The sequence below is a fragment of the Novosphingobium sp. 550D genome, assembly GCF_057401885.1.
Map to the genome: position 1 here is coordinate 2,356,191 of NZ_CM171613.1, position 21,897 is coordinate 2,378,087.

Annotated in this window: 19 protein-coding genes, 3 tRNA genes and 1 pseudogene; 3 read left to right on the top strand and 20 right to left on the bottom strand. The window is 61.7% G+C overall.

Annotated features, from left to right (window positions below; translation table 11 throughout):
- Nucleotides 1-26: 26 nt before the first annotated feature.
- Nucleotides 27-578, bottom strand: coding sequence for a hypothetical protein (locus AC2S2E_RS11060; RefSeq protein ID WP_476104807.1), 552 nt, complete (start codon nt 576-578; stop codon nt 27-29).
- 170 nt (nt 579-748) lie between these two features.
- Here AC2S2E_RS11060 and eno point away from each other — a divergent pair, with 170 nt between their 5' ends.
- Nucleotides 749-2,035 carry a phosphopyruvate hydratase gene (gene eno, locus AC2S2E_RS11065; RefSeq protein ID WP_476104806.1) on the top strand — a complete coding sequence of 429 codons (1,287 nt, stop codon included), beginning with the start codon at nt 749-751 and terminating at the stop codon, nt 2,033-2,035.
- 69 nt (nt 2,036-2,104) lie between these two features.
- Here the strand turns inward: eno and AC2S2E_RS11070 are convergent, their stop codons facing one another.
- Both AC2S2E_RS11070 and AC2S2E_RS11075 read right to left on the bottom strand, forming a co-directional pair.
- Nucleotides 2,105-2,635: a MarR family transcriptional regulator gene (locus tag AC2S2E_RS11070; protein WP_476104805.1), complete on the bottom strand. Its 531-nt coding sequence runs from the start codon at nt 2,633-2,635 to the stop codon at nt 2,105-2,107.
- A 101-nt stretch (nt 2,636-2,736) separates the two neighbouring features.
- Entirely contained in the window at nt 2,737-2,901 is a 165-nt protein-coding gene (locus tag AC2S2E_RS11075; RefSeq protein ID WP_476104804.1) for a hypothetical protein, read from the bottom strand.
- A 328-nt stretch (nt 2,902-3,229) separates the two neighbouring features.
- Between AC2S2E_RS11075 and AC2S2E_RS11080 the strand changes: the two genes are divergently transcribed.
- On the top strand, nt 3,230-5,314 hold the full coding sequence (locus AC2S2E_RS11080) for a M13 family metallopeptidase (RefSeq protein WP_486522368.1): 2,085 nt from the start codon (nt 3,230-3,232) through the stop codon (nt 5,312-5,314).
- A 60-nt stretch (nt 5,315-5,374) separates the two neighbouring features.
- Here the strand turns inward: AC2S2E_RS11080 and ribH are convergent, their stop codons facing one another.
- From ribH to AC2S2E_RS11135, 11 genes are all read right to left on the bottom strand, one after another.
- Entirely contained in the window at nt 5,375-5,797 is a 423-nt protein-coding gene (gene ribH / locus AC2S2E_RS11085; protein ID WP_273618739.1) for a 6,7-dimethyl-8-ribityllumazine synthase, read from the bottom strand.
- A 17-nt stretch (nt 5,798-5,814) separates the two neighbouring features.
- Entirely contained in the window at nt 5,815-7,098 is a 1,284-nt protein-coding gene (gene ribB / locus AC2S2E_RS11090; protein WP_476104802.1) for a 3,4-dihydroxy-2-butanone-4-phosphate synthase, read from the bottom strand.
- Nucleotides 7,099-7,157: 59 nt separating this feature from the next.
- Nucleotides 7,158-8,144, bottom strand: a complete 987-nt coding sequence (locus AC2S2E_RS11095; RefSeq protein ID WP_486522370.1) for an acyltransferase family protein — start codon at nt 8,142-8,144, stop codon at nt 7,158-7,160.
- 55 nt (nt 8,145-8,199) lie between these two features.
- Nucleotides 8,200-8,275, bottom strand: a tRNA-Lys gene (locus AC2S2E_RS11100).
- 26 nt (nt 8,276-8,301) lie between these two features.
- Nucleotides 8,302-8,377: transfer RNA gene (locus AC2S2E_RS11105), tRNA-Lys, on the bottom strand.
- A gap of 28 nt (nt 8,378-8,405) precedes the next feature.
- Nucleotides 8,406-8,481, bottom strand: a tRNA-Lys gene (locus AC2S2E_RS11110).
- A gap of 118 nt (nt 8,482-8,599) precedes the next feature.
- On the bottom strand, nt 8,600-9,718 hold the full coding sequence (rodA, locus tag AC2S2E_RS11115) for a rod shape-determining protein RodA (RefSeq protein ID WP_476104185.1): 1,119 nt from the start codon (nt 9,716-9,718) through the stop codon (nt 8,600-8,602).
- On the bottom strand, nt 9,715-11,805 hold the full coding sequence (gene mrdA / locus AC2S2E_RS11120) for a penicillin-binding protein 2 (RefSeq protein WP_486522371.1): 2,091 nt from the start codon (nt 11,803-11,805) through the stop codon (nt 9,715-9,717). Before mrdA ends, rodA begins: the two co-directional genes overlap by 4 nt.
- The gene (gene mreD, locus AC2S2E_RS11125) at nt 11,805-12,362 is read right to left on the bottom strand and encodes a rod shape-determining protein MreD (protein ID WP_486522373.1); all 558 of its coding nucleotides are present in this window, start codon (nt 12,360-12,362) and stop codon (nt 11,805-11,807) included. The genes mrdA and mreD overlap by 1 nt, the downstream gene beginning before the upstream one ends.
- A gap of 1 nt (nt 12,363) precedes the next feature.
- Complete coding sequence (locus tag AC2S2E_RS11130; RefSeq protein ID WP_486522374.1) at nt 12,364-13,323, bottom strand: rod shape-determining protein MreC; 960 nt, start codon at nt 13,321-13,323, stop codon at nt 12,364-12,366.
- A gap of 76 nt (nt 13,324-13,399) precedes the next feature.
- The gene (locus tag AC2S2E_RS11135) at nt 13,400-14,446 is read right to left on the bottom strand and encodes a rod shape-determining protein (protein ID WP_168602564.1); all 1,047 of its coding nucleotides are present in this window, start codon (nt 14,444-14,446) and stop codon (nt 13,400-13,402) included.
- Between the two features lie 302 nt (nt 14,447-14,748).
- On the opposite strand from AC2S2E_RS11135, the gene mutL reads away from it, so the two are divergent.
- Complete coding sequence (gene mutL / locus AC2S2E_RS11140; protein ID WP_486522376.1) at nt 14,749-16,563, top strand: DNA mismatch repair endonuclease MutL; 1,815 nt, start codon at nt 14,749-14,751, stop codon at nt 16,561-16,563.
- 6 nt (nt 16,564-16,569) lie between these two features.
- Here the strand turns inward: mutL and AC2S2E_RS11145 are convergent, their stop codons facing one another.
- The 6 genes and pseudogenes from AC2S2E_RS11145 to rplY form a co-directional block, all read right to left on the bottom strand.
- Nucleotides 16,570-17,799 carry an alkaline phosphatase family protein gene (locus tag AC2S2E_RS11145; protein WP_486522378.1) on the bottom strand — a complete coding sequence of 410 codons (1,230 nt, stop codon included), beginning with the start codon at nt 17,797-17,799 and terminating at the stop codon, nt 16,570-16,572.
- 37 nt (nt 17,800-17,836) lie between these two features.
- Nucleotides 17,837-18,316, bottom strand: coding sequence for a MaoC family dehydratase (locus AC2S2E_RS11150; protein WP_486522379.1), 480 nt, complete (start codon nt 18,314-18,316; stop codon nt 17,837-17,839).
- Nucleotides 18,316-19,416 (bottom strand): redox-regulated ATPase YchF, encoded by a 1,101-nt coding sequence (gene ychF, locus AC2S2E_RS11155; protein ID WP_476104178.1) that lies wholly within the window; start codon nt 19,414-19,416, stop codon nt 18,316-18,318. The genes AC2S2E_RS11150 and ychF overlap by 1 nt, the downstream gene beginning before the upstream one ends.
- Before the next feature lie 178 nt (nt 19,417-19,594).
- Nucleotides 19,595-20,755 (bottom strand): PEP-CTERM sorting domain-containing protein, encoded by a 1,161-nt coding sequence (locus tag AC2S2E_RS11160; RefSeq protein ID WP_486522381.1) that lies wholly within the window; start codon nt 20,753-20,755, stop codon nt 19,595-19,597.
- Between the two features lie 112 nt (nt 20,756-20,867).
- Entirely contained in the window at nt 20,868-21,434 is a 567-nt protein-coding gene (gene pth / locus AC2S2E_RS11165; RefSeq protein ID WP_486522382.1) for an aminoacyl-tRNA hydrolase, read from the bottom strand.
- Nucleotides 21,435-21,542: 108 nt separating this feature from the next.
- Nucleotides 21,543-21,830: pseudogene (gene rplY / locus AC2S2E_RS11170) on the bottom strand (50S ribosomal protein L25); the annotation flags it as partial.
- Nucleotides 21,831-21,897 lie beyond the last annotated feature (67 nt).

Below are 21,897 nucleotides of genomic sequence, written 5' to 3' on the forward strand. Positions count from 1 at the left end.
CGCCTTAAAACCGATCGCCTTGCGGCTTATTCTGCTACTTCATCGCTTTTGCTGCTGCCCAAAAGCTTGGTCAATGCAAATCCCACCGCGATCAGCGCGCCAGCGGCGATCACAGGGTTCTTTTTCACGAACTCGGTCGCTTCCTTGCCCAATTCCTCAAGATCCTTCGATTCCAGCTTGGCGCCGGTTTCCTGAAGGGCGCGGGCAGCGCTGCGGGCATAATCGCCAAACTTTTCGCCCAGCTTGTCGTCCACAAGCCCGGCATTGTCGGCAACCACCTTGCCCAGCGAGGTGATGGCATCGCTCGCCTTCACCTTGCCATCGGCGGCAAGACCCAGCGCGCGTTCCTTGGCCTGTTCGCCAATTGCCTTGGCTTCGGCCAGCAATTCGCCGCTCGAAAGCTTTTCGGTATAGGGCGCGGCCTTTTCCTGAAGATCCTTGCCCAGCGCGATGGCGCTGGTGCGGGCCTCGTCAATCGCCTTGCTGAACTTCGCCTTCACGCCATCTGCCGCCTCGACGGCATTGGCGACGGCCGTTTGCGCGGCGTCGGCAACAATAACGTTGGTTTCATCGGCCATGGCTAATCATCCTTTCATGGGCTGGGGCAAAAGAATCGCGTGATGAATTCGCATCGATTTTTTCGCCACTCTCTTATCATGCTGCAATGCGCCTTGCCTGCCAAGGTTCCGCTGCTAAGGGATTTGGCCTGAGGGCACTTGAAAACTGTCCGAGAGGAGATGAACACGCCATGACCGCGATTATCGACATCCACGCTCGCGAAATTCTGGACAGCCGTGGCAATCCCACGGTCGAAGTCGATGTGCTGCTTGAAGACGGCAGCTTTGGCCGCGCCGCTGTGCCTTCGGGCGCCAGCACCGGCGCGCATGAGGCGGTTGAACTGCGTGACGGCGACAAGAGCCGCTATCTGGGCAAGGGCGTCACCAAGGCTGTTGAAGCGGTGAACACCGAGATCCAGGAAGCTCTGATCGGTCTTGATGCCGAAGACCAGCGCGACATCGACCTTGCCATGATCGAACTGGACGGCACGCCCAACAAGGGCCGCATCGGCGCCAACGCCATTCTGGGCGTTTCGCTGGCCACGGCCAAGGCCGCGGCGGACGCGCGTGGCCTGCCGCTTTATTCCTATGTTGGCGGCGTTTCGGCCCATGTCCTGCCCGTGCCGATGATGAACATCATCAACGGCGGCGAACATGCCGACAACCCGATCGATTTCCAGGAATTCATGATCATGCCCGTGGGCGCTGACTCGATTGCCGAGGCGGTGCGTTGGGGTGCGGAAATTTTCCACACGCTGAAAAAGGGCCTGCACGAAAAGGGTCTGGCCACGGCCGTTGGTGACGAAGGCGGTTTTGCCCCCAACATTGCCAGCACGCGCGCTGCGCTCGATTTCGTGTCGACCTCGATCGAAAAGGCCGGCTTCAAGCTGGGCAGCGACATCCTGCTCGCGCTCGACTGCGCCTCGACCGAATTCTTCAAGAACGGCAAGTATGAGATTTCGGGCGAAGGCCTGTCGCTCTCGCCGGTCGAATTCGCTGAATATCTGGCCAAGCTGACCGCCGACTATCCGATCATCTCGATCGAAGACGGCATGAGCGAAGATGATTTCGAAGGCTGGGCCGCTCTCACCAAGCTGGTGGGCGACAAGGTGCAGTTGGTGGGTGACGACCTGTTCGTGACCAACCCGAAGCGCCTGTCGATGGGCATCGATCAGGGACTGGCCAACTCGCTGCTGGTCAAGGTTAACCAGATCGGCACGCTGACCGAAACGCTCGAAGCCGTCTCGATGGCCCAGCGCGCCGGCTACACCGCCGTGATGAGCCACCGTTCGGGTGAAACCGAGGACAGCACGATTGCCGACCTCGCCGTTGCCACCAATTGCGGTCAGATCAAGACCGGCTCGCTGGCCCGTTCGGATCGGTTGGCCAAGTACAACCAGCTGATCCGTATCGAAGAACAGCTTGGCGTTGCCGCGCTCTATGCCGGCAAGAGCGCCTTTGGTCGTCTGAAGTTCTGACGATCATATCCAACGAGGTTGGACCGGGGGCGGGGGGCATCATGCTCCCCGCCCTTTGTTTTTGGGTGTTCAGAGATTGGCGAAATAGTCGAGCATCATCGCCCGCGCCTTGGCGGTCAGGCGGACGAAGGAGCGACGCGCATCGTGATTGTCGTCCTCACGCTCCACCATGCCGCGAAGTTCCAGCACATTGAGCCAACGCAGCGCCGTCGTGCTGGGCACGCCGGACCCGATGCAGGCGCTGGTCACGGCGACGCGTTTGCCGCGTTCACCGGCCACGAACAGGTCGAGCAGGATGTCCCACGCCGGTTCGCCAAACAGCGTGTCATCGCCGAAGGCCTCGATCCGGCGTCGACGTTCGCGATAGAGCTGCTGTGCCTGCTCGGCCGGGTCCGATTTGGTTCTTTGCAAAAGCGCCGGAGAACCTCCATCCTCCATCGGAATAGCCGGTGGCGCTTTTTCCAATTCGACCGCCGCGTTGAGCAGCGATTGAGCCAAGGTCCGCAAGCGCTGGTTGATGGGCGCAGGCCCCTCTGCGTCTTTCCAGATCTGGTTTGCCGCACTAGCCAGAGCGGCAGGATTTCTGTCGGTCCAGTTCATCCCTCGCAATGTCCCCCATGTGGTAGCAGCAGAATTAGCTACTGGTGTCTGCGTAGTTTAGACCAAGGGGGGGAGTGGGGAATATTAGGGACAATACATAATCAGTCGTCTTTCGAGAGATTTCCCTCGGAAATGAAATAATCGCTCAAGGCATGAAGGCATGCATCAAGATGTGCAGCCGCAGTAAAGGCATTAATGTCATCGAGCCGATCAAGCGCGCTGCGAAGACATTGCATCAGCGAAAGGGGTTCATTCAAACGTTCCATATGATCCCTGTTTTTGGTCATTCCAGATATAGGTTCATCGGCGTTGAATTGGGCTTTGAAGGCGAAAATCTTGTGCCGATAGTGTCTGTTTGCTTGAAACTGGAAAACGGTGAATTACGTGTATGCACTTATGTAGATGCAAGGATGCCTTAGTGTCTTGTGCAGATTCCCCAAATTTGGACTATTCAAAGCCGCTGATTGGCCTATCCCGATCGCCATGGCGGCCTTGCTGACACGGGTGTCATTTGTTTACCCTGCCCCAGGCGTTGGGCGTAGAGGCGGATGCCCGGAAAAAGTTGTGGCGCTATTGTATTGTAAGGATGGGATAATGCCAAAGATTGGAAATTACCGCCGCTCGCTGGCGCTTGGTCTTTGCCCGTTGGCGCTGTTGTTGCCGTTGGCGGGGCAGGCGGCCGGTGCGCCCAAATTGGCCTCAGCGGGGATAAATACCTCCGGAATGGATCGATCTGTTCGGCCCGGAGACGACTTTTATACCTTTGCAAATGGCGCTTGGGCCCGCGAAACAGAGATCCCGGCGGACCGTGCATCGGTCGGCGGCTTCTATATTGCCGATCAATCGACCGAAAAGCGAATCACTGCACTGGTCGCCGACGTCGTGGCGGGCCATCCGCAACCGGGCAGCACGGCCGCTTTGATCCATGATTATTACCGCGCCTATTTGAACACCGATGCCATCAATGCCGCGGGCATGGCGCCGGTTCAGGGCGACCTGTCACGCTTTGCTGCGATTGCGAACAAGGGCGAACTTTCGCGCGTTTTGGGTGAGCAGATTCGGGCCGATGTTGACCCTCTGAACGCCACCGATTTCCAGACCGAGAACCTGTTTGGTCTGTTCATCACCCAATCGCTCAATGGCACCGCGGTGATGCCCTATGTGCTTCAGGGCGGTCTTGGCCTGCCGGAACGGGAATATTACCTTTCCTCGGATGCCAAGATGGCGGACATTCGCGCCAAATATCGCGCCTATATCGCCACCATCCTGACCGATGCCGGTCTGGCCGCGACGCCTGCCGACGCCGAGGCCCGTGCAGGGCGGATCTTCGATCTGGAATCCAAGATCGCGCAGGCCCATGAAAGCCGCGAACAGAGCGAAGACTTTCAGCACGCCAATGCCGAATGGAGCCGCGCCGATTTTGTCAAAAAGGCCCCCGGTATTGATTGGGATACCTTCTTCACCGCTGCTGGCCTGCCGCATCAGAATCAATTTGCCGCTTTCCACGATCAGTCGATCCCGCGCATTGCCGCGCTGGTCGCCTCCGAGCCGTTGGATGTGTGGAAGGACTGGCTGGCCTTTCATCAGGTCAACCAATATGCCTCGGTCCTGCCGACAAAGATCGATGATGATCGTTTCGCCTTCTATGGCGCCGTGCTTCAGGGCGTAAAGGTTCAGCGCAGCCGGGAGCGTCGCGCCATTGCCGCCCTGAATGGTGCGCTGGGCGATGCGTTGGGCAAGCTCTATGTCGAGAAATATTTCCCCGCCAGCGACAAGGCGCGTATTCAGGCCATGGTATCGGGCATCAAGGATGCCTTCGCCGTCCGCATCGGCAAACTCGACTGGATGGCGCCCGCGACGAAAAAGGAAGCCATCGCCAAGGTTCGCGGCATTGTCGTGGGCGTGGGCTATCCTGACCATTGGAAGGATTATTCGGCGCTGAAGCTGGGCACTGACGCCTACGCCAATGCGAAGGCTGCCGGCCTCAATGACTATCGCCAGCAGCTGGCCAAGATCGGCAAGCCGATGGACCGGGGCGAATGGTGGATGAATGCGCAACTGGTCAATGCGGTCAATCTGCCGGTGCAGAACGCGCTGAATTTCCCCGCCGCGATCCTGCAAAAGCCGTTCTATGATCCGGCGGCGGATGCGGCCTTCAACTATGGCGCGATCGGCGCGGTGATCGGGCATGAAATCAGCCATAGCTTTGACAACAATGGCGCGGCCTTCGATGCTTCGGGCCGGTTGCGCGACTGGTGGACGCCTGCGGACATGGCGCGTTTCAAACAGGCGGGCAAGGCATTGGCCGATCAGTTCAGCGCCTATGAACCCTATCCGGGCTTGCATGTGCAGGGTGAATTGACGCTGGGTGAAAATATTGCCGATGTGGCGGGGTTGGCGGCGGCTTTGGGCGCCTATCACGCCTCGTTGAAAGGCAAGCCTGCGCCGGTGATCAATGGTATGACCGGCGATCAACGCTTCTTCCTCGCCTTTGCGCAAAGTTGGGCGACCAAGGCGCGCGAAGCCGCCGCCCGCGCCCAGATTGCCACCGATGGCCATGCGCCGGGGCAGTATCGCGCGCTGACGGTCCGCAACGTCGATGACTGGTACAAGGCGTTCAATGTAAAGCCGGGCGACAAGCTCTATCTGCCCCCGGCCAAGCGCGTGAAGGTCTGGTAAAAAGAAAGGGCGCGGATGGTATGACCACCGCGCCCTTTTCCTTGCACTGTCCTGAGGGTTTTACGCGCCGAACTTTTCCTTGAGCGCCAGGAGGGCGAGGGCTGCCTTGGCCGCTTCGCCGCCCTTGTCCTTCTGCTTGGGGTCGGCGCGGACAATGGCCTGCGCTTCGTTTTCGACGGTCAGGATGCCATTGCCGATGGCAATGCCGTCCATAGTCAGCGCCATGATCCCGCGCGCGCTTTCGCCCGCCACGATTTCAAAGTGATAGGTTTCACCCCGGATCACAACGCCGATGGCCACATAGCCTTCGTACTCGCCCGATGCTTCGGCCAGCGAGATGGCGCCCGGAATTTCCAGCGCGCCCGGCACGGTCAGCACATCGACCTTGTGCCCAGCTGCCTTCAACGCTGCCCGCGCGCCTTCGACCAGCATGTCGTTGAGGTGGTCATAAAAGCGGGCTTCGACAATCAGAAACTTGGCCATGAAAATGCGTCCTTAATTCAATCGATCCGGCGCTCTTCGGTGATGGTCAGCCCATAACCTTCCAGCGCGACAAGTGTGTGATGCGTGTTGGTCAGAAGCACCAGTTCGTGAACGCCAAGCTCTGCCAGAACCTGAGCGCCAACGCCATAGTCACGCAGTTCTTCGAGATGTTTGGTGTTGCCCGCCAAAGCCTGACGGCGCCATTCAAACGCCTTGGACACCTCGGGATGGGGGCGGTTGACAAAGACGATCACGCCCGCGCCTTCCTGACCGATGATTTCCATTGAACGGTGCAACATCCCGGCACGCGGGCTGTCTTCCCACAACAGGTCGGCAAAGACCGATGTGCCGTGCATACGCACCAGCGTCGGCTTGGCCGGGTCGATGCGGCCTTTAAGCAGCACCAGACTTTCATCGCCTGTTGCCTTGTTGAAATAGGCCCGCGCCTGCCACTCGCCACCATAGCGGCTCTTGAAGGTGGTTTCCGATTTCAGGCTGACCATGCGGTCATTCTTGCGGCGATAGGCGATCAGATCGCGGATCGTGCCGATCTTCATACCATGCTGGCGGGCAAAGCCGATCAGATCCTCAAGGCGGGCCATCGTACCATCCTCGCGCATGATCTCGCAGATCACGCCCGAGGGGTTGAGGCCGGCCAGACGGGAAATATCCACCGCCGCTTCGGTATGGCCGGCACGCACCAGCACGCCCCCGGCGCGCGCGCGCAGCGGGAACACATGACCGGGGCTGACAATATCGGCCGAACCCTTGCTGCCGTCGATGGCCACCGAAACGGTGCGGGCGCGGTCGGCGGCGGAAATGCCGGTGGTGATGCCTTCCTTGGCCTCGATCGATACGGTAAAGGCCGTGCCCAACGGGGTGCCGTTGCGGCGGCTCATCGGCTCCAAACCAAGCTGGTCCACGCGTTCATGCGAAAGGGCAAGGCAGACAAGGCCGCGCCCATGGGTGACCATGAAATTGATGGCGGCAGGCGTGGCCATCTGGGCCGGGATAATCAGATCGCCTTCGTTTTCGCGGTCTTCGTCATCGACAAGGATATACATGCGCCCATTGCGGGCTTCCTCGATGATTTCCTCGATGCTGACCAGCACCGGGGTCTCGTCGCTTTCGTCCAGGAAACGCTCAAGCTTGCCCAGCGTTTCGGCGGTGGGGTTCCATTCCGCTTCGTTGACATCGCGAAGGGTGTTGGCATGAAGGCCGGCGGCACGGGCCAATCCGGCGCGGGTCATGCCTCCTTCGTTGACGAGGCGGCGAACGCGATCGATGATGTTCTGTGTCATGCGGCACAGGTAAACACACGGCAATGTGTTTTCAAGTGTCGCATCACATCGGCGTCACATTATTTCTGTTTCTGCCGCCACGCGGATATGGGCGCGCTGATCAAGCCCAGCGCCACACCCGCCACCGCCGCCACACTCAACCCGATCCAGTAATTGCCGCCAAGCTGTCGAATGCCCTGAAGGATCGGCATTTGCAGGGCAAAGAGCGGAAAGGCGATCTGTCCTATCCAGCCCGCCGCGCGATGAAACCGATCCAGCCGCATCGCCCCCGCTATCATCAGCGGGCAGGCGAGCACGACAAAGCCGATATCGAACAGCCACCCCTGCGTCTTTGTCCACCAGACCAGCGGCAAGAGTGCAGGCATTAGCGGCACGGCCAGCCACCATGGCACCGGCACCGCTGGTTCGTCACCCCACCAGCGCGACAGGGCGATGCCCAGCGCATAGGCCGCCAGACAACGCAGGGCGCCCCAAAAGAAGTTGGTGGTCTTGGCCCCGATATCCAGCCCATGGAAATGCCATGACATCCAACCATCCGCGATCAGCAGCGTCACCGTCAGCCCGATCAAGCCCCATCGCCGCAAACGCCACAGGCCCAGCACATGGGCGGCGTTGCAGGCCAATTCGCACGTGATCGTCCATGCCGGAATGTTCAGCGGAAAGACAAAGGTCCACCACCACACCGGCAACAGCGCCATATTGGGCACCGCCGCCAGCAGGAAATTGGGCAAATCCGCCGACCGCAACCACAGGCGCGGCATGCCGATAAACCCGCCCAGCGCCATCATCGGCCACAGCCGCCACAACCGCCTTTGCAGGAACCGCCAGGGCGATGTGCCATTGGCCAGACGCGGTTCCTGAACCCGCGCCATCAAGAAGCCGGAGAGCATCAGAAAGAAATCGACGCCCAGATAGCCCAGCCCAAACACTCTTTGCCCGCCAAACACCGCCCGCACATGCAGCAGCAGCACGCAACATGCCGCGACAAAACGCAGCAGTTCGAGGCCGGGCAGGCGTTTGATGGAAGAAAAGGGCATATAGGCCATGGCGCGGCCACTATCGACCATCGCGGCAAATGGAAAGTGTTCTGTCGGGAAAGGGTGGTGGACGCACTAGGGCTCGAACCTAGGACCCGCTGATTAAGAGTCAGCTGCTCTACCAACTGAGCTATGCGTCCGTCTGTGCCAAAGGGCCAGAAGATTTTGGTGGACGCACTAGGGCTCGAACCTAGGACCCGCTGATTAAGAGTCAGCTGCTCTACCAACTGAGCTATGCGTCCATCCACGCCGAAAAAGGCGAAAAAACCGTGGTGGACGCACTAGGGCTCGAACCTAGGACCCGCTGATTAAGAGTCAGCTGCTCTACCAACTGAGCTATGCGTCCGTACCGGTTTTTGCGGGGAAGCTTGGTTGGCTTCCCGCCGGAGGCGCTCCCTTTAGCGTGTGATCGCCGGGGCGCAAGTGATTCTTTGAAAAAATTTGATGAATGCGAAAGTCAGGCCTCAGGAGAACCTGCCGCCTGCGCGTTGTGACCAGCGATCCACCGCCATGATCGTGCCGATACAGATCATGTTGGTCATCATGGATGATCCGCCATGGCTGATAAAGGGCAGGGGGATACCGACCACCGGGGCCAGGCCCATGACCATCATCATGTTGATCGCGACATAGAAAAAGATCGTCGCGGTCATGCCCGCGGCCAGCAATTGGCTGAACCGATCAGGCGCGCGGCGCGATACGCCCATGCCCCAGCGGAACAGCACGACAAAGAACACAAAGAGGATGAACAGCCCCCCGATCATGCCCCATTCCTCGGCCATGGTGGCAAAGGCAAAGTCGGTATGGGCTTCGGGCAGGTATTTCAGATGGCTCTGCGTGCCATTGCCCAGCCCCTTGCCAAAGAAGCCGCCCGAGCCGATCGCGATCTTGGATTGGGTGATATGGTAACCCGAACCCAGCATGTCGGCCTCCGGGTCCATGAATACCAACACGCGTTTGCGTTGATAATCATGAAGCGCGAAAAAGAAGGCCAGCGGGGCCACCACAGCCGCCGCCGCTCCGCCGCTCAAAAACCACCAGATGGGCGTGCCGGACAAGAACACCACGACCACCGCCCCGAAACAGATGGCAAGACCGGTGCCAAGATCCGGTTGCAGCATCACCAACCCCGCCGGCATGCCCAGCAACAGCAAGGGCGGCACCAGCGCGCGCCAGCTGCGGATCAGCGTCGGCGGCAGGGTGGAGTAAAACAGCGCCATCACCAGCACGATCCCCGGCTTCATCAATTCCGAGGGTTGCAGGTTCATGAACCCGATGTTGAGCCAGCGCTGGCTGCCGCCCCCGACCTTGCCCACGGCCTCGACCAGCATCAGCAGGAAAACCAGCCCGCCATAGATCGGATAGGCCGCCTTGCGAAACGTATGTTCGGGCAGGCGCGAAATGCCGATGGCCAGCGACAGGAACAGGCCAAAGTTGAAAATATGCTTCCACGCATAAGGCGACCAATTGCCGCCCGCCGCCGACCACAGCACCGTGGCGCCAAACAGCACCAGCGCCGTCAACGGGATCAGAATGCGCCATGGCAGGCCGCGCAGAGGAGTAGGGATGAAGTTTGAGTTCATGGGCGCACCGCCGTCGAAGCGCTGCTCGAAGGTGTCGGCGCCGGTGCGGGGGCAGGGGCGGTCGCATCTTCGGCCTGTGGTTCGGGTGCGGGCGGGGCGGCATCGGATTGCATCGGCTGCGGGGTGGGGCGGGCGTCCGCCTCGCTCTCACGCGCCAAGGCCTCGTCGCTATCTTGAACCGCGGGCGCACGCACGCCATATTGCGCGGCATAGGAACGGTATCTGGCCGCCTGACGCTGTTGCGGCGTGCCGCCCCATCCGGCCTCCAGCTTGCTGAGCGCGTCCCACGCCTTTTGCTGATCGAACATATAGGTCATTACGTCGCGCGCAATCGGCATGGCCGCGCCCGAACCGCCGCCATGTTCGACCAGAACCGCACAGGCATAGCGCGGTTTGTCAAAGGGCGCGAAACAGATGAAATGGCCATGGTCGCGGTGGCGCCAAAGCCCGCCCTTGCCATTGCCGATGTTGAGGCCGACGACCTGCGCCGTGCCGCTCTTGCCCGCCATTTCGACGCCGGGAATGGGGATTTTGGCGGCATGGCCCGTCCCGCGCCCGTTCACCATTTCGTGCATGGCGGCATGGATGAAATCCAGATGCTCCTGCGGCACGCCCAGCGAGGCGGGCGTGGGCGGCTTGTCCTCATGCATCAGGCGCGGCATCAACAGCTTGCCGCTGGCCAGACGGCTGGCGATGATGGCCTGCTGCAAGGGGTTTACCTGCACATAGCCCTGACCGATCGTGGCGTTCACGGTGTCGTAAATCGCCCATTCCTTGCCATATTTCTTCATCTTCCACGCCGGGTCGGGCACGGTGCCATAGGACTGGCTGGGATAGGGCAGGGGGAATTTCTGGCCATAGCCGATCTTGCGCATCGTCTTGGCGATCTGGTCCATGCCGATCTGTTGCGCAAAGTGATAAAAATAGACGTCGCAGGACTGATAAATACCTTTGGCCATGTCCACGCTGCCATGGCCATGGTGGTTCCAGCAGTGGAACACGCGGTTGCCCACGCGCAGCCCGCCCGAACAATTGACGCTTGCTTTGGGATCCAGACCCGCTTCCAAAAAGGCCAGCGCGACCGTGGGTTTGACCGTCGATCCGGGCGGATAAAGCCCGTGCAGCAGCTTGTTGCGCAGCGGCACATGGTCATCGTCGGACAGCATTTTCCATTCAATGCGGCCAACCCCGTCGGTAAAGCTGTTGGGGTCGAAACTGGGCATCGAGACAAAGCACAAAAGGTCGCCCGTCAGGCAATCGACCACCACGCAGGTGCCGCTTTCCGTGCCGATGCGGCGCGATGCAAATTCCTGCAACCCGGCGTGAACGGTCAGCTTGATGGGCTGGCCCGGCACGTCTTCGCGTGTTTCAAGGTCGCGCACGATCTTGCCGCTGGCGGTCACTTCGGTGCGCCGCGCGCCCGGTTGGCCCCGCAGCACCTGATCGTAAACCTTTTCCAGCCCGTCCTTGCCGATCTTGAACCCCGGCGTGATCAACAGCGGATTATGCTCTTTTTCATAATCCTTGGCATTGGCCGCGCCGACATAGCCCACCAGATGGCCCACGCAGGGGCCGGAGGGATAATAGCGCGAAAAGCTGCGCTGGGGCACCACACCGGGCAGATCGGGCTGGCGCACCGAAATGGCGGCGAACTGTTCCCAGCTTAAATGCGATCCGGCCTCGACGGGCTGAAACCCGCGCGCCTTGTCCAGACGGTCGCGCACATCCTGCAGCGCGATCTCGTCCAGCCCCAGCACCTTGGCCAGTTCCTCCAGCGTCTTTTCCTTTTCGATCACCCGGTCGGGGATCAGATCGACGCGGAAATCGGCGCGGTTGCTGGCGATGGGCTGGCCATCGCGGTCAAGGATCCAGCCCCGGCGCGGCGGGATCAGCGACAGGTTGACCCGGTTGCTCTCGGCCATCATCTGATACTTCTGGCTTTCGGCCAGAGCGATATAGCCCATACGCGTGGCCAGCAGCACACCGACCCCGCCCTGCAACAGGCCCACGACCATGCTGCGACGGTCGAAACTGTCGCGCAGCATGGCCGGCGTAATCAATTTTGGCGCTTTCTTGCGCTTTGCCATCAATCCAGCACCCGGAAACGCGTCAATCGCCAACGGTCAATCAATCCGACCGTGCGCCCCACCATTGGATAGGCGATCAGGGCCAAGATCCCTTGCGGCACCATCAATTCAGGCGCAATCATCCCACCCGAACGGGCCGCAATCAACCAGTTGAGCGCGAGATAGGCCGCGATGAACAAGCCCGCCACCAGCCAGTCGGTCAGGAAATTACGCCATGGAAAGCGCGCCTCGATCACATCCATGGTAATCATGGTCACCGACCAGATCGCCATGGCCGCCCCAAACGGTTGCCCGCTGAACAGATCATCGACCAGCCCCAGCACAGCCCCGGCCCAGACCGGCAGCAATCCGGGCCGCAATTGTCGCCATGCCAGCAAGGTCATAAAACCCAGCGGCGGCATAATCGGCACCATGGCAATCAAGGGCCAACCCGGCATGCAAGACGCCATCGCCACCATCACCCATGGCGCGGCATAGGCGATAAAGGGCGAGGGGGAACGGCTGATGCTGCGGGCAATCGGCTTTGCACCGCGCCGCGAAAGCCTGCTGGACACCATCTTATTGCGGCGCCCCTGATGCAGCCGCCTTGGCAGCCTTGGCGGCGGCTTTGGCCTGCGCGTCGGCGTCGGCCTTGGCCTTGACCGGATCGACCGGCGGGGGCAGCGTGGGGTCGCTGTCGGGCGACCATGTGGGCAGGACCGCAACCATTTCGCTGACCGCCGGATCACCCAGAACGCGGGCAATCGCGCCGTCCCGCGTCAGGGCGGTGACGACCGCGATGGGCGTGTTGGGCCAATAAAGCCCGCCCGAACCCGACGTTACAAAAGCATCACCCACCTTGAGCGGGTTCAGCCCCAGCGTCAGCAGGCGCAATTGCAGCGTGCCATCGCCCTTGCCCGTGGCAAAAGCGGGGATGCTGTCGCTGGCGCGGCGGATCGGCACCACGCTTTCCGGATCGGTGATCATCAGCACGCGCGCCGAATGCAGCCCAACCTCCAGCACACGGCCCACCAGCCCCAGATGGGTGCGAACCGGCATGCCGCTCTTTACGCCCTGAAGGCTGCCGACCGAAATCGTGGCATAGCGGCGCGGGCTGCTGTTGGTGCTGGCCACCAGCCAGCCATAGGTCACAGGTTTCGGCGTGTCCGAGGACAGGTTGAGCATGGCCTTGAGCCGCTCATTTTCCTGACGCAGGGCGGCCATTTCGACCGCCTGAACCCGGCCCAGTGCGACCTCTTTTTTCAGACGAGCGTTTTCCGCCCCCGACGTGAAATAGCCGCTCAGCACGCCCCATGTATCGCCCGCTGCCGAACGTCCCTGCGCCGACAATTTGGCCGCAGGTTGCGTTACATCGCTGGCCACATTGCGCAGGCCCGCGAAATTGCCCGTGCTGCCCATCGATGAAAACAGCAGCACCCCGCCGACCACCGCGCCCACGCCGGCCGCCACATAGGCAAAGAAGATATTGTTATGCGCCCTGCGCGAATAGCCCGGGCGCCGGTTGCCTGGCGGAGCCATGCATCCCGCCTTTCTTACGCATTGATGTCCGCGCCGGCCCCACGCCGGACGCGGACATGGAATTCAACCCAAACGATTACGCGGTCATCAACACGCCGCGATAGATCGGATCCTCCATCGCGCGGCCGGTGCCAAGCGCGACGCAGGACAGCGGATCTTCGGCAATCGACACCGGCAGGCCGGTTTCTTCGCGCAGATAATCGTCCAGACCCTTGATCAGAGCGCCACCGCCCGTCAGCACGATGCCCTGATCGACAATGTCGGCGGCCAGTTCGGGCGCGGTGTTTTCCAGCGCGATACGCACGCCTTCGATGATCGCGCTGATCGGTTCGGACAAAGCTTCGGCGATATTGGCCTGAGTGATCGTGATTTCCTTGGGCACGCCATTGACAAGATCGCGCCCTTTCAGGTGGATCGTTTCGCCAATGCCGTCGGCGGGCATCACGGCAATGCCGTAATCCTTCTTGATGCGCTCGGCGGTGGCTTCGCCAATCAGCAGGTTGTGGTGTCGGCGGACATAGGAAACGATGGCTTCGTCCATCTTGTCACCGCCGACGCGCACGCTGGTGGTATAGGCCAGACCGCGCAGCGAAAGCACGGCCACTTCGGTCGTGCCGCCGCCAATGTCGACCACCATCGAACCAACCGGTTCGGTCACCGGCATGTCGGCGCCAATCGCGGCGGCCATGGGTTCAAGGATCAGATAGACCTGGCTGGCCCCCGCATTGCTGGCCGCGTCGCGAATCGCGCGGCGTTCAACGCTCGTGGACCCCGAGGGAACGCAGATGACGATTTCGGGATAGCGGAACAGGCTGCGCTTGCCATGCACCTTGCGGATGAAATGTTTGATCATTTCTTCGGCGATTTCGATGTCGGCAATCACGCCATCACGCAGCGGGCGGATCGCTTCGATGCTGTCGGGCGTCTTGCCCATCATCATCTTGGCATCATCGCCCACGGCCTTCACGCTCTTGTTGCCGTTGATCGTCTCGATGGCCACCACGCTGGGTTCGTTCAGCACGATGCCGCGATCCTGAACATAGACCAGCGTATTGGCCGTGCCGAGGTCGATGGCCATGTTTTGCGAACCGAATTTCATGAAACGCGAGAAGAAGGACGACATCGAAAATTCCGTGGCTTTGCCCGACGACCGCGATATTGCGTACCGTCCGACAGGACATTGGGGGTTATGGGCGCGCCGCTCCATAACGCATGCGCAGCGTAAAGGCCAAAAATTTGTTGGCCCTGTCCCGCAATGCGTCAACGGATCGGCGCGAATCGCTTTCGCTTGGGCTTTGGCATGGCGGATTGCGTGGCGGAATGCACCAGCATGGCGGCAATTGGCGGGCGGCATTTGCGAAAATCGGTGGATACTCGCGCCGCTATGGCCTGCGCTTTGCCGCGGGGCGGCCTATAGTGGGCCTTATGCCGATTATCCGCCGCCTTCCCGAAAATCTGGTCAACCGTATTGCCGCTGGTGAAGTGGTCGAAAGGCCGGCTTCTGCGCTCAAGGAATTGATGGAAAATTCCATCGATGCGGGGGCGGGGATGATCACGGTGCGCCTGTCCGATGGCGGGCTGGACGCGATCGAGGTGACGGACGATGGCTGCGGCATGGCGCCCGATCAGATGGCGCTGGCGCTGGAGCGACACGCGACTTCGAAATTGCCGGACGAGGCCATCGAATTGGTCACGACGCTGGGTTTTCGCGGCGAGGCTTTACCCTCCATCGCCAGCGTCGCGCGTTTTTCCATTGAGAGCCGCCCGCGCGGCGCGGCCGAGGGCTGGCGCCGGGTGGTCGATCATGGCGATGTGGTGGAGGATGCGCCTGCCGCCCTTCCGCCCGGTACGCGCATCCGGGTGGACAATCTGTTCGCCAAAATCCCGGCACGGCGCAAATTCCTGCGTTCCGGCCGCAGCGAATATGCCGCCTGCCTCGATGTGGTGCGCCGCCTTGCCATGGCGCGGCCAGAGGTGGGCTTTTTGCTGGAGCATGATGGTCGCCGCGTTCTGTCGGTTCAACCCGGACAGAGCGGCCCGGCCCGCGTGGCCCAGATCGTTGCGCGTGAACTCGCCGAGGATGGGGTGATTATCGACCTCGAACGCGGGCCTGCGCGGCTGACGGGCGTGGCGGGATTGCCTACGTTCAACCGGGGCGTGGCGGATCACCAATATCTTTTCGTTAACGGGCGTCCGGTCAAGGATCGCCTTCTGGTCGGCGCGGTGCGCGGGGCCTATGCCGACATGCTGGCGCGGGATCGTCATGCGGTGCTGGCGCTGTTCCTTGACGTTCCGCCAGAGGAGGTGGACGTCAACGTCCACCCGGCCAAGACCGAGGTGCGGTTTCGCGATCCCTCGTTTATCCGGGGCTTCATCGTTTCGGGCCTGCGTCATGCCTTGGAAGGCGCCGGGCAAAAGACCGCCCAGACGCCCGCCGCGCCCGCGATGGCTGCGTGGACATCCGAACCTATTGCCCCCGTCGCGCCCGCGCCCAGCCTGACCAGCCTGTTCGCCCGCCAATATGCCCCCGTTCCCAATCGCGTCAGCGAGGCGGGCAGCGCGTGGCGCGGCTATGAAGCGCAGGTAATGGCCCCGTCGCAGGACTTGCCGATGGGCCGCGCCGAAACCGCGCAGGAACCCGCGCCGGAAGCCATCCGGCACCCATTGGGCGTGGCGCGTGGGCAAGTCGCCAACACCTATATTATCGCCGAGGCCGAGGATGGTCTGGTGATTGTCGATCAACATGCCGCCCATGAACGCATCGTTCTGGAGCGTTTGAAGGCAGCGGGCGCGGGCGACAAGGTGGCCGCCGCTCAGGCCCTGCTTTTGCCCGAGGTCATCGAATTGGACGAGCCAAGCTGCGACCGCTTGGAGGAGGCGATTGCGACCTTGGCCCAGCACGGTCTGGCGTTGGAACGGTTTGGCGCAACCGCGATGCTGGCGCGTTCGGTTCCCGCCGCGCTGGGCAAGGGCGATGTTCAGGCTCTGGTGCGCGATGTGGCCGATGATCTGGCGCTCAATGGCGATGCGCTCTTGCTGGGCGAAAGGCTCGATCTGGTGCTGGCCACCATGGCCTGTCACGGCAGCGTGCGGGCAGGGCGGGCGCTCAACGTCGCCGAAATGAACGCCCTGCTGCGCGAGATGGAAGTGACGCCGCGCTCTGGCCAGTGCAACCATGGGCGGCCTACATGGGTGAAGCTGGCCCATGGCGATATTGAAAAGCTGTTCGGGCGGAAATAACCGTCTTTAACGCAGCGCCTTTTTCACCGGCGTCACCGTCCCGTCGCGATCCTTGCCCGGCGCCAATCCGATCAAGCGGCGCAAAAGCGGCTCGATGGCAACATTGTCGAACACGGGCAGGCGTGTGCCGGGGCGAAAGGCCGGGCCGGTGGCCAGGAATAATGCGCGCATGTCCGGGCTGGCCGGGTCATAGCCATGGTCGCCGCCGTCATCGGGATGTTCGGGATTGCCATCCATGATCCGCGCGCCCGGATCGGGCAGGCACAGCCAATCCGGCACACGCGCGTTATGCCCATAATGAAACCGCTCCGGCAATTCGCCCTTGGGCCAGCAATGGATGAAGGAGGGCATCTTCTTCAGGCTTTCGGCCAGTTTGGTCTCATGGCCCGGCACATTGTCGATGAACAATATGCCGCCATAGGAAACAAGCTTGTAGTCCTCCTTGGCCAGATAATCCTTGGCCCAGATCACATGTTCGGGAATGGTTCGCGCCATGCCGTGATCCGACACGATGACCATGTTGACCCGCCGGTGCATCCCCGCCAAGCCCCTGCGCAGATAGCCGATGGCGGCATCCACATCGCGGATCGCGGCGGTGGTTTCGGGTGATCCCGGCCCATGTCGATGGCCGCTTACGTCTACATCGCCAAAATAGAGCAATGCCAGACCCGGTCGAATGCGTGCCGGCCGCCGCATCCAGTCCAGCACCACCTCGGCGCGTTCATGGTTGGGCAGATCGGCGTGATAGGCCTGCCAGTCAGAGGCGCGGATGCCGTCGATGGCCGTGGTCGATCCGGGCCAGAACATGATCCCGCTGCGGATATGGGCGCGCTCGGCCGCCACCCAGATCGGCTCGACATGTACCGGGCCGCCGCTGCCGTCCCACCACCATGGCTGTTCACTGCTCTTGCCAAAGGTGACGCCGGGATGGGCGGGATCTTTCATTGTCCCATTCACGACCCCGTGCCGGTCCGGGCGAAGGCCAGTGGCCAGAGTCCAGTGGTTGGGAAAGGTGATGCTGGGAAAAGAGGGCGTCATCGTGCCCGACACGCCCTTGGCCGCAATCGCGGCCAGATTGGGGGTGAGGGTGGGGCTGATATAATCGGGGCGAAAACCGTCGATGGAAATCAGGATCGTGGGGATGCGCTCTGACGCCTTGCCGCGCGCGGTGACGGGCACAGCCAACGTGACCTGCAACAGAAACAGGGCGGCCATCAGACGGAAAAAATATTTCATACCCATGGCCCTGAACCTGTATTTTTGCAAATTCGCGTCATTCTTCCATCGGGGCGGAAGGATCGCGAAGCGCAATCATGCCGGTGGCGAGAAAGCTCATCACTGCGCGATTTTCCTGATTGAACACGGTGTTGCGCCGCCGGATCAGGCCCATTTCGGGGCGCGAACGGCTGCGGCGCTTTTCCAGCAATTCGGATTCGACGCGCAGCACATCGCCCGGATAGACCGGCGCCATCCAGCGCAATTCATCCACCCCTGCGCCGCCCATGCTGGCCAGCCCTATTTCATGCATCTGATCCACCATCATTCGCATGGTCATTGCGCATGTGTGCCATCCGCTGGCAGCAAGGCGACCGAAATGGCTCTTGGCCGCCGCTTCGTCCGACAGGTGGAAATCGTGTGGATCATAGGCGCGGGCAAAGTCGATGACTTCATCACGCTTGACCTCATACTGGCCGAATTTCTGTGTTTCGCCCAGCACGAGGTCTTCAAAACAGGTCTTGAACGCAGCGCTCATTACACGTTGAATTTGAAGTGGAACACGTCGCCGTCCTTGGTGACATATTCCTTGCCTTCCTGGCGCAGCTTGCCCGCATCGCGGCACGGACCTTCGCCGCCCAGCGAGACGTAATCGTCATAGGCGATGGTTTCAGCGCGGATAAAGCCGCGTTCGAAATCCGAGTGGATCGCGCCTGCCGCCTGCGGGGCCTTGGAACCCTTGGCCACGGTCCATGCGCGCGCTTCCTTCGGGCCGACGGTGAAGAAGGTCAGCAGGCCGAGCAATTCATAGCCAGCACGGATGATGCGGGCCAGACCCGTTTCGGCAAGCCCCAGTTCCGACAGGAATTCGGCGCGTTCTTCCGCGTCCATGCCGACCAGATCGGCCTCGATCGCGGCTGAAACGATGACGGCGGTGGCGCCTTCGGCCTTGGCCTTTTCAAACACTTTGGCCGAAAAAGCATTACCGGTGGCGGCGCTTTCTTCCTCGACATTGCACACGTACAGCACCGGCTTTGCGGTCAACAACTGGGCCTGGGCAAAGACGCGGGCTTCGTCATCATCCTTGGGCTGCGTCAGGCGGGCGGGCTTGCCCTCGCGCAGCAGTTCCAAGGCCTGACCCAGCACCGAGACGAGGATCTTGGCTTCCTTGTCGCCGCTGTTGGCCTTTTTCTGGGCCGCCGAAACGCGCTTTTCCAGACTTTCAAGGTCGGACAGCATCAGTTCGGTTTCCACCGTTTCGGCGTCTGAAATCGGGTCCACGCGGTTGTCGACATGCTGGATGTCGTCATTTTCAAAACAGCGCAGGACGTGGACGATGGCGTCCACTTCGCGAATGTTGCCAAGGAACTGATTGCCCAGACCTTCGCCCTTGGACGCGCCGCGCACGAGGCCGGCGATGTCCACAAACGACAATTGCGTCGGAATGATCTTCTGGCTGCCCGCAATCTCGGCCAGCTTGTCGAGGCGAGGGTCGGGCACGCCCACCTGACCCACATTGGGTTCGATGGTGCAGAAGGGATAGTTGGCCGCCTGCGCCGCCTGCGTTTCGGTCAGCGCATTGAACAGGGTGGACTTGCCCACGTTGGGCAGGCCGACGATCCCGCATTTGAAACCCATTGCTCGATCCTTTTAATCACCTTGCGTCGCGCCCGGTGAAAAGCGCAACCGGCCCATGGCCCGCGCCGACAGGGCGCCTTGTTATGGCAGGGGCGATGGTCCAGCCTTTGGCCGAAATCAAGGGAAAAAGTGGGCGCCGGGATCAGCCTTGGTCTCGGCCGTAGTCTCAGCCGTAGTCTCAGCCGTTTTGGCCCGCCGCGCCTTCGGCCTCGTTGGTTTGGGGCTGCGGGGCGTCGCCTGCCTTGGCCCGACGGCGGCGCCAAGAGGCAAAGGCAAGCCCGGCAACGCCAATGCCCATCAGGCCGAATGTGCCGGGTTCAGGCACATCGGTCGCGCCCGAACCGTGATCGCGGTCGCCAAAATGGAAGCCGTCGAACCAGCCATTGCCAGGCCCGCCCGCGCCGGGGCGTGGGTTGCCATTGGGGCCACCATTAGGGCCGCGCCCGCCGGAGCTGTCGCCACCCGGCCCTTCTCCACCGGGATTACCGATGCCGCCGGGGCCGCCATTGGGGCCGCGCCCGCCCGAGGTTGCGCCGCCATGATCGCCATTGGGCTGCATATTGGGATCACGCGGACCAAAGGGATCGCGCCCGCCCGACGTGGTGCCGCCCGACGTGCTGCCGCCTGTCGAGGTGACCGTGCCGCCCCCGGTGGTGGAAACGGCGCCGCCGCTGGTGGTCGAACTGGTGCTGGTCACGCCGCCGGTGGTGCTGGTGCTGACCAACTGGCTTCCGCCAGAGGTCGAGCCGGTGCCCTGACTCCCGCCGGAGGTAGAACTGGTCGCGCCGGCCGGTTGGCCGTTGGGAGAATTTTGCAGGCCAGATCCGCCCGATCCGCCCGAAGGGTTGCCTGCGCCCCCGACTCCGCGCCCAGTGCCGCCAATGCCATTGCCGCCATTGTTGCGGGCAAATCCATCGCCGCCGCCGTTAAAAGGCGTGCCATCGGCGCGGAAATTGCCGCCGCCCGCAACGCCGCCCGTGGTGCCGATGCCGCGTCCGACGCCCACGGGGCCGCGCGTATTGGTCAGATTGGTTGAACCGGCCGCCGATCCCGTGCCGATGCCTTGCGCGGCTGGACGGCCAAGCGGGGCGGCGGCTCCCTGCGGCGGCGCACCGACGCGGATGGCCATGCCTTTTGCATCCACAACCCGCGCGCCCACCGGCACGCCCAGACCTTCGCCAAGCCCTTTGACACTGCTGGAAACAGTTGCGTTGAAATCCTTGGGGCACGCACAATCCACTTTGCGGGTCCAGCCAAGTATCGCCAGAATGATGCTGCCGACTGTCACGCCGGTCAGCAGCCAGTTCTGCTTTCGCGCGCCTTGCTGGGTTTGTGCCATTTTGCCCCGTCCATTTGACGCGGCAAGGCACGATTGCCCGCCGATTCCGCCAGTCATTGGCGCAGACCTATGACGCAGGAACGGTTGAAGCGCGGTTAATGATAACGGGCGTTCAGCCCAAGCGCATGGCTATGTCGTTCATAAAGCGCACATCATCGCCCTTGGCCAACCATGTTGCCTCGGCGCTGATGGCGCCCAGCATATCGGCCAGATCGTCCATTTCCGACTTGGCGTAATTGCCAAGGACGTGGCCCGTCACGCGATCCTTGTGACCCGGATGGCCTATGCCGATGCGCACGCGGCGATAGTCTGGCCCCATGTGTTGGGCAATCGAGCGCAGGCCATTGTGCCCGGCATGCCCGCCGCCGCGCTTGACCTTGACCTTCATGGGCGCAAGATCGAGTTCGTCGTGAAAGACCGTGAGCGCATCAAGTTCGAGCTTGAAAAAACGCATCGCCTCGGCAACCGAGCGGCCGCTTTCGTTCATGAATGTCGCCGGTTTCAACAGGATCACCCGTTCGGTGCCGATGCGTCCGTCCTGAACCCAGCCCTGAAACTTCTTTTGCACCGGGCCAAAACGATACATGTCCGCGATCACATCACAGGCCATAAAGCCCACATTGTGGCGGTTCATCTTGTATTGGTCGCCCGGATTGCCAAGGCCCACCCACAATTGCATCGTTCAATTTCCTCTGGCGCAAAGAAAAGGCGGGAAAGACGGGCCAATTTCGGCCATCTTTCCCGCCTGTTTCATCGCCGCATCATGCGGCGCCTGTCGCAATTATGCGCGCAGGAAGTCCACGTGCTCGGGACGGTCGCTCACCGGGTGGAAGGCGACGTCCTTGGGCGTGGTCTTGATGGTCTGGCCGTCAACGGTCAGCTCGATCACGCTGTCAAAGAAGGTGCCGGTGTTCAGCTGACGCACCAGTTCCTTCAGTTCAACGTGGATCGCGATGGGTTCGGCATTGCCACCATAGATCACGGCGGGCACGCGGCCTTCACGACGCAGGGTGCGGCTGGCTCCCTTGCCAGTCTTCGCACGCGTCTCGGCCGGCAGGGTCAGGGTATTGCTCATAACACAAGCCTTTCAAAACTTCTGGAACCAAAATACACCCGACACGCCTCCAGGGATGACCATGCCG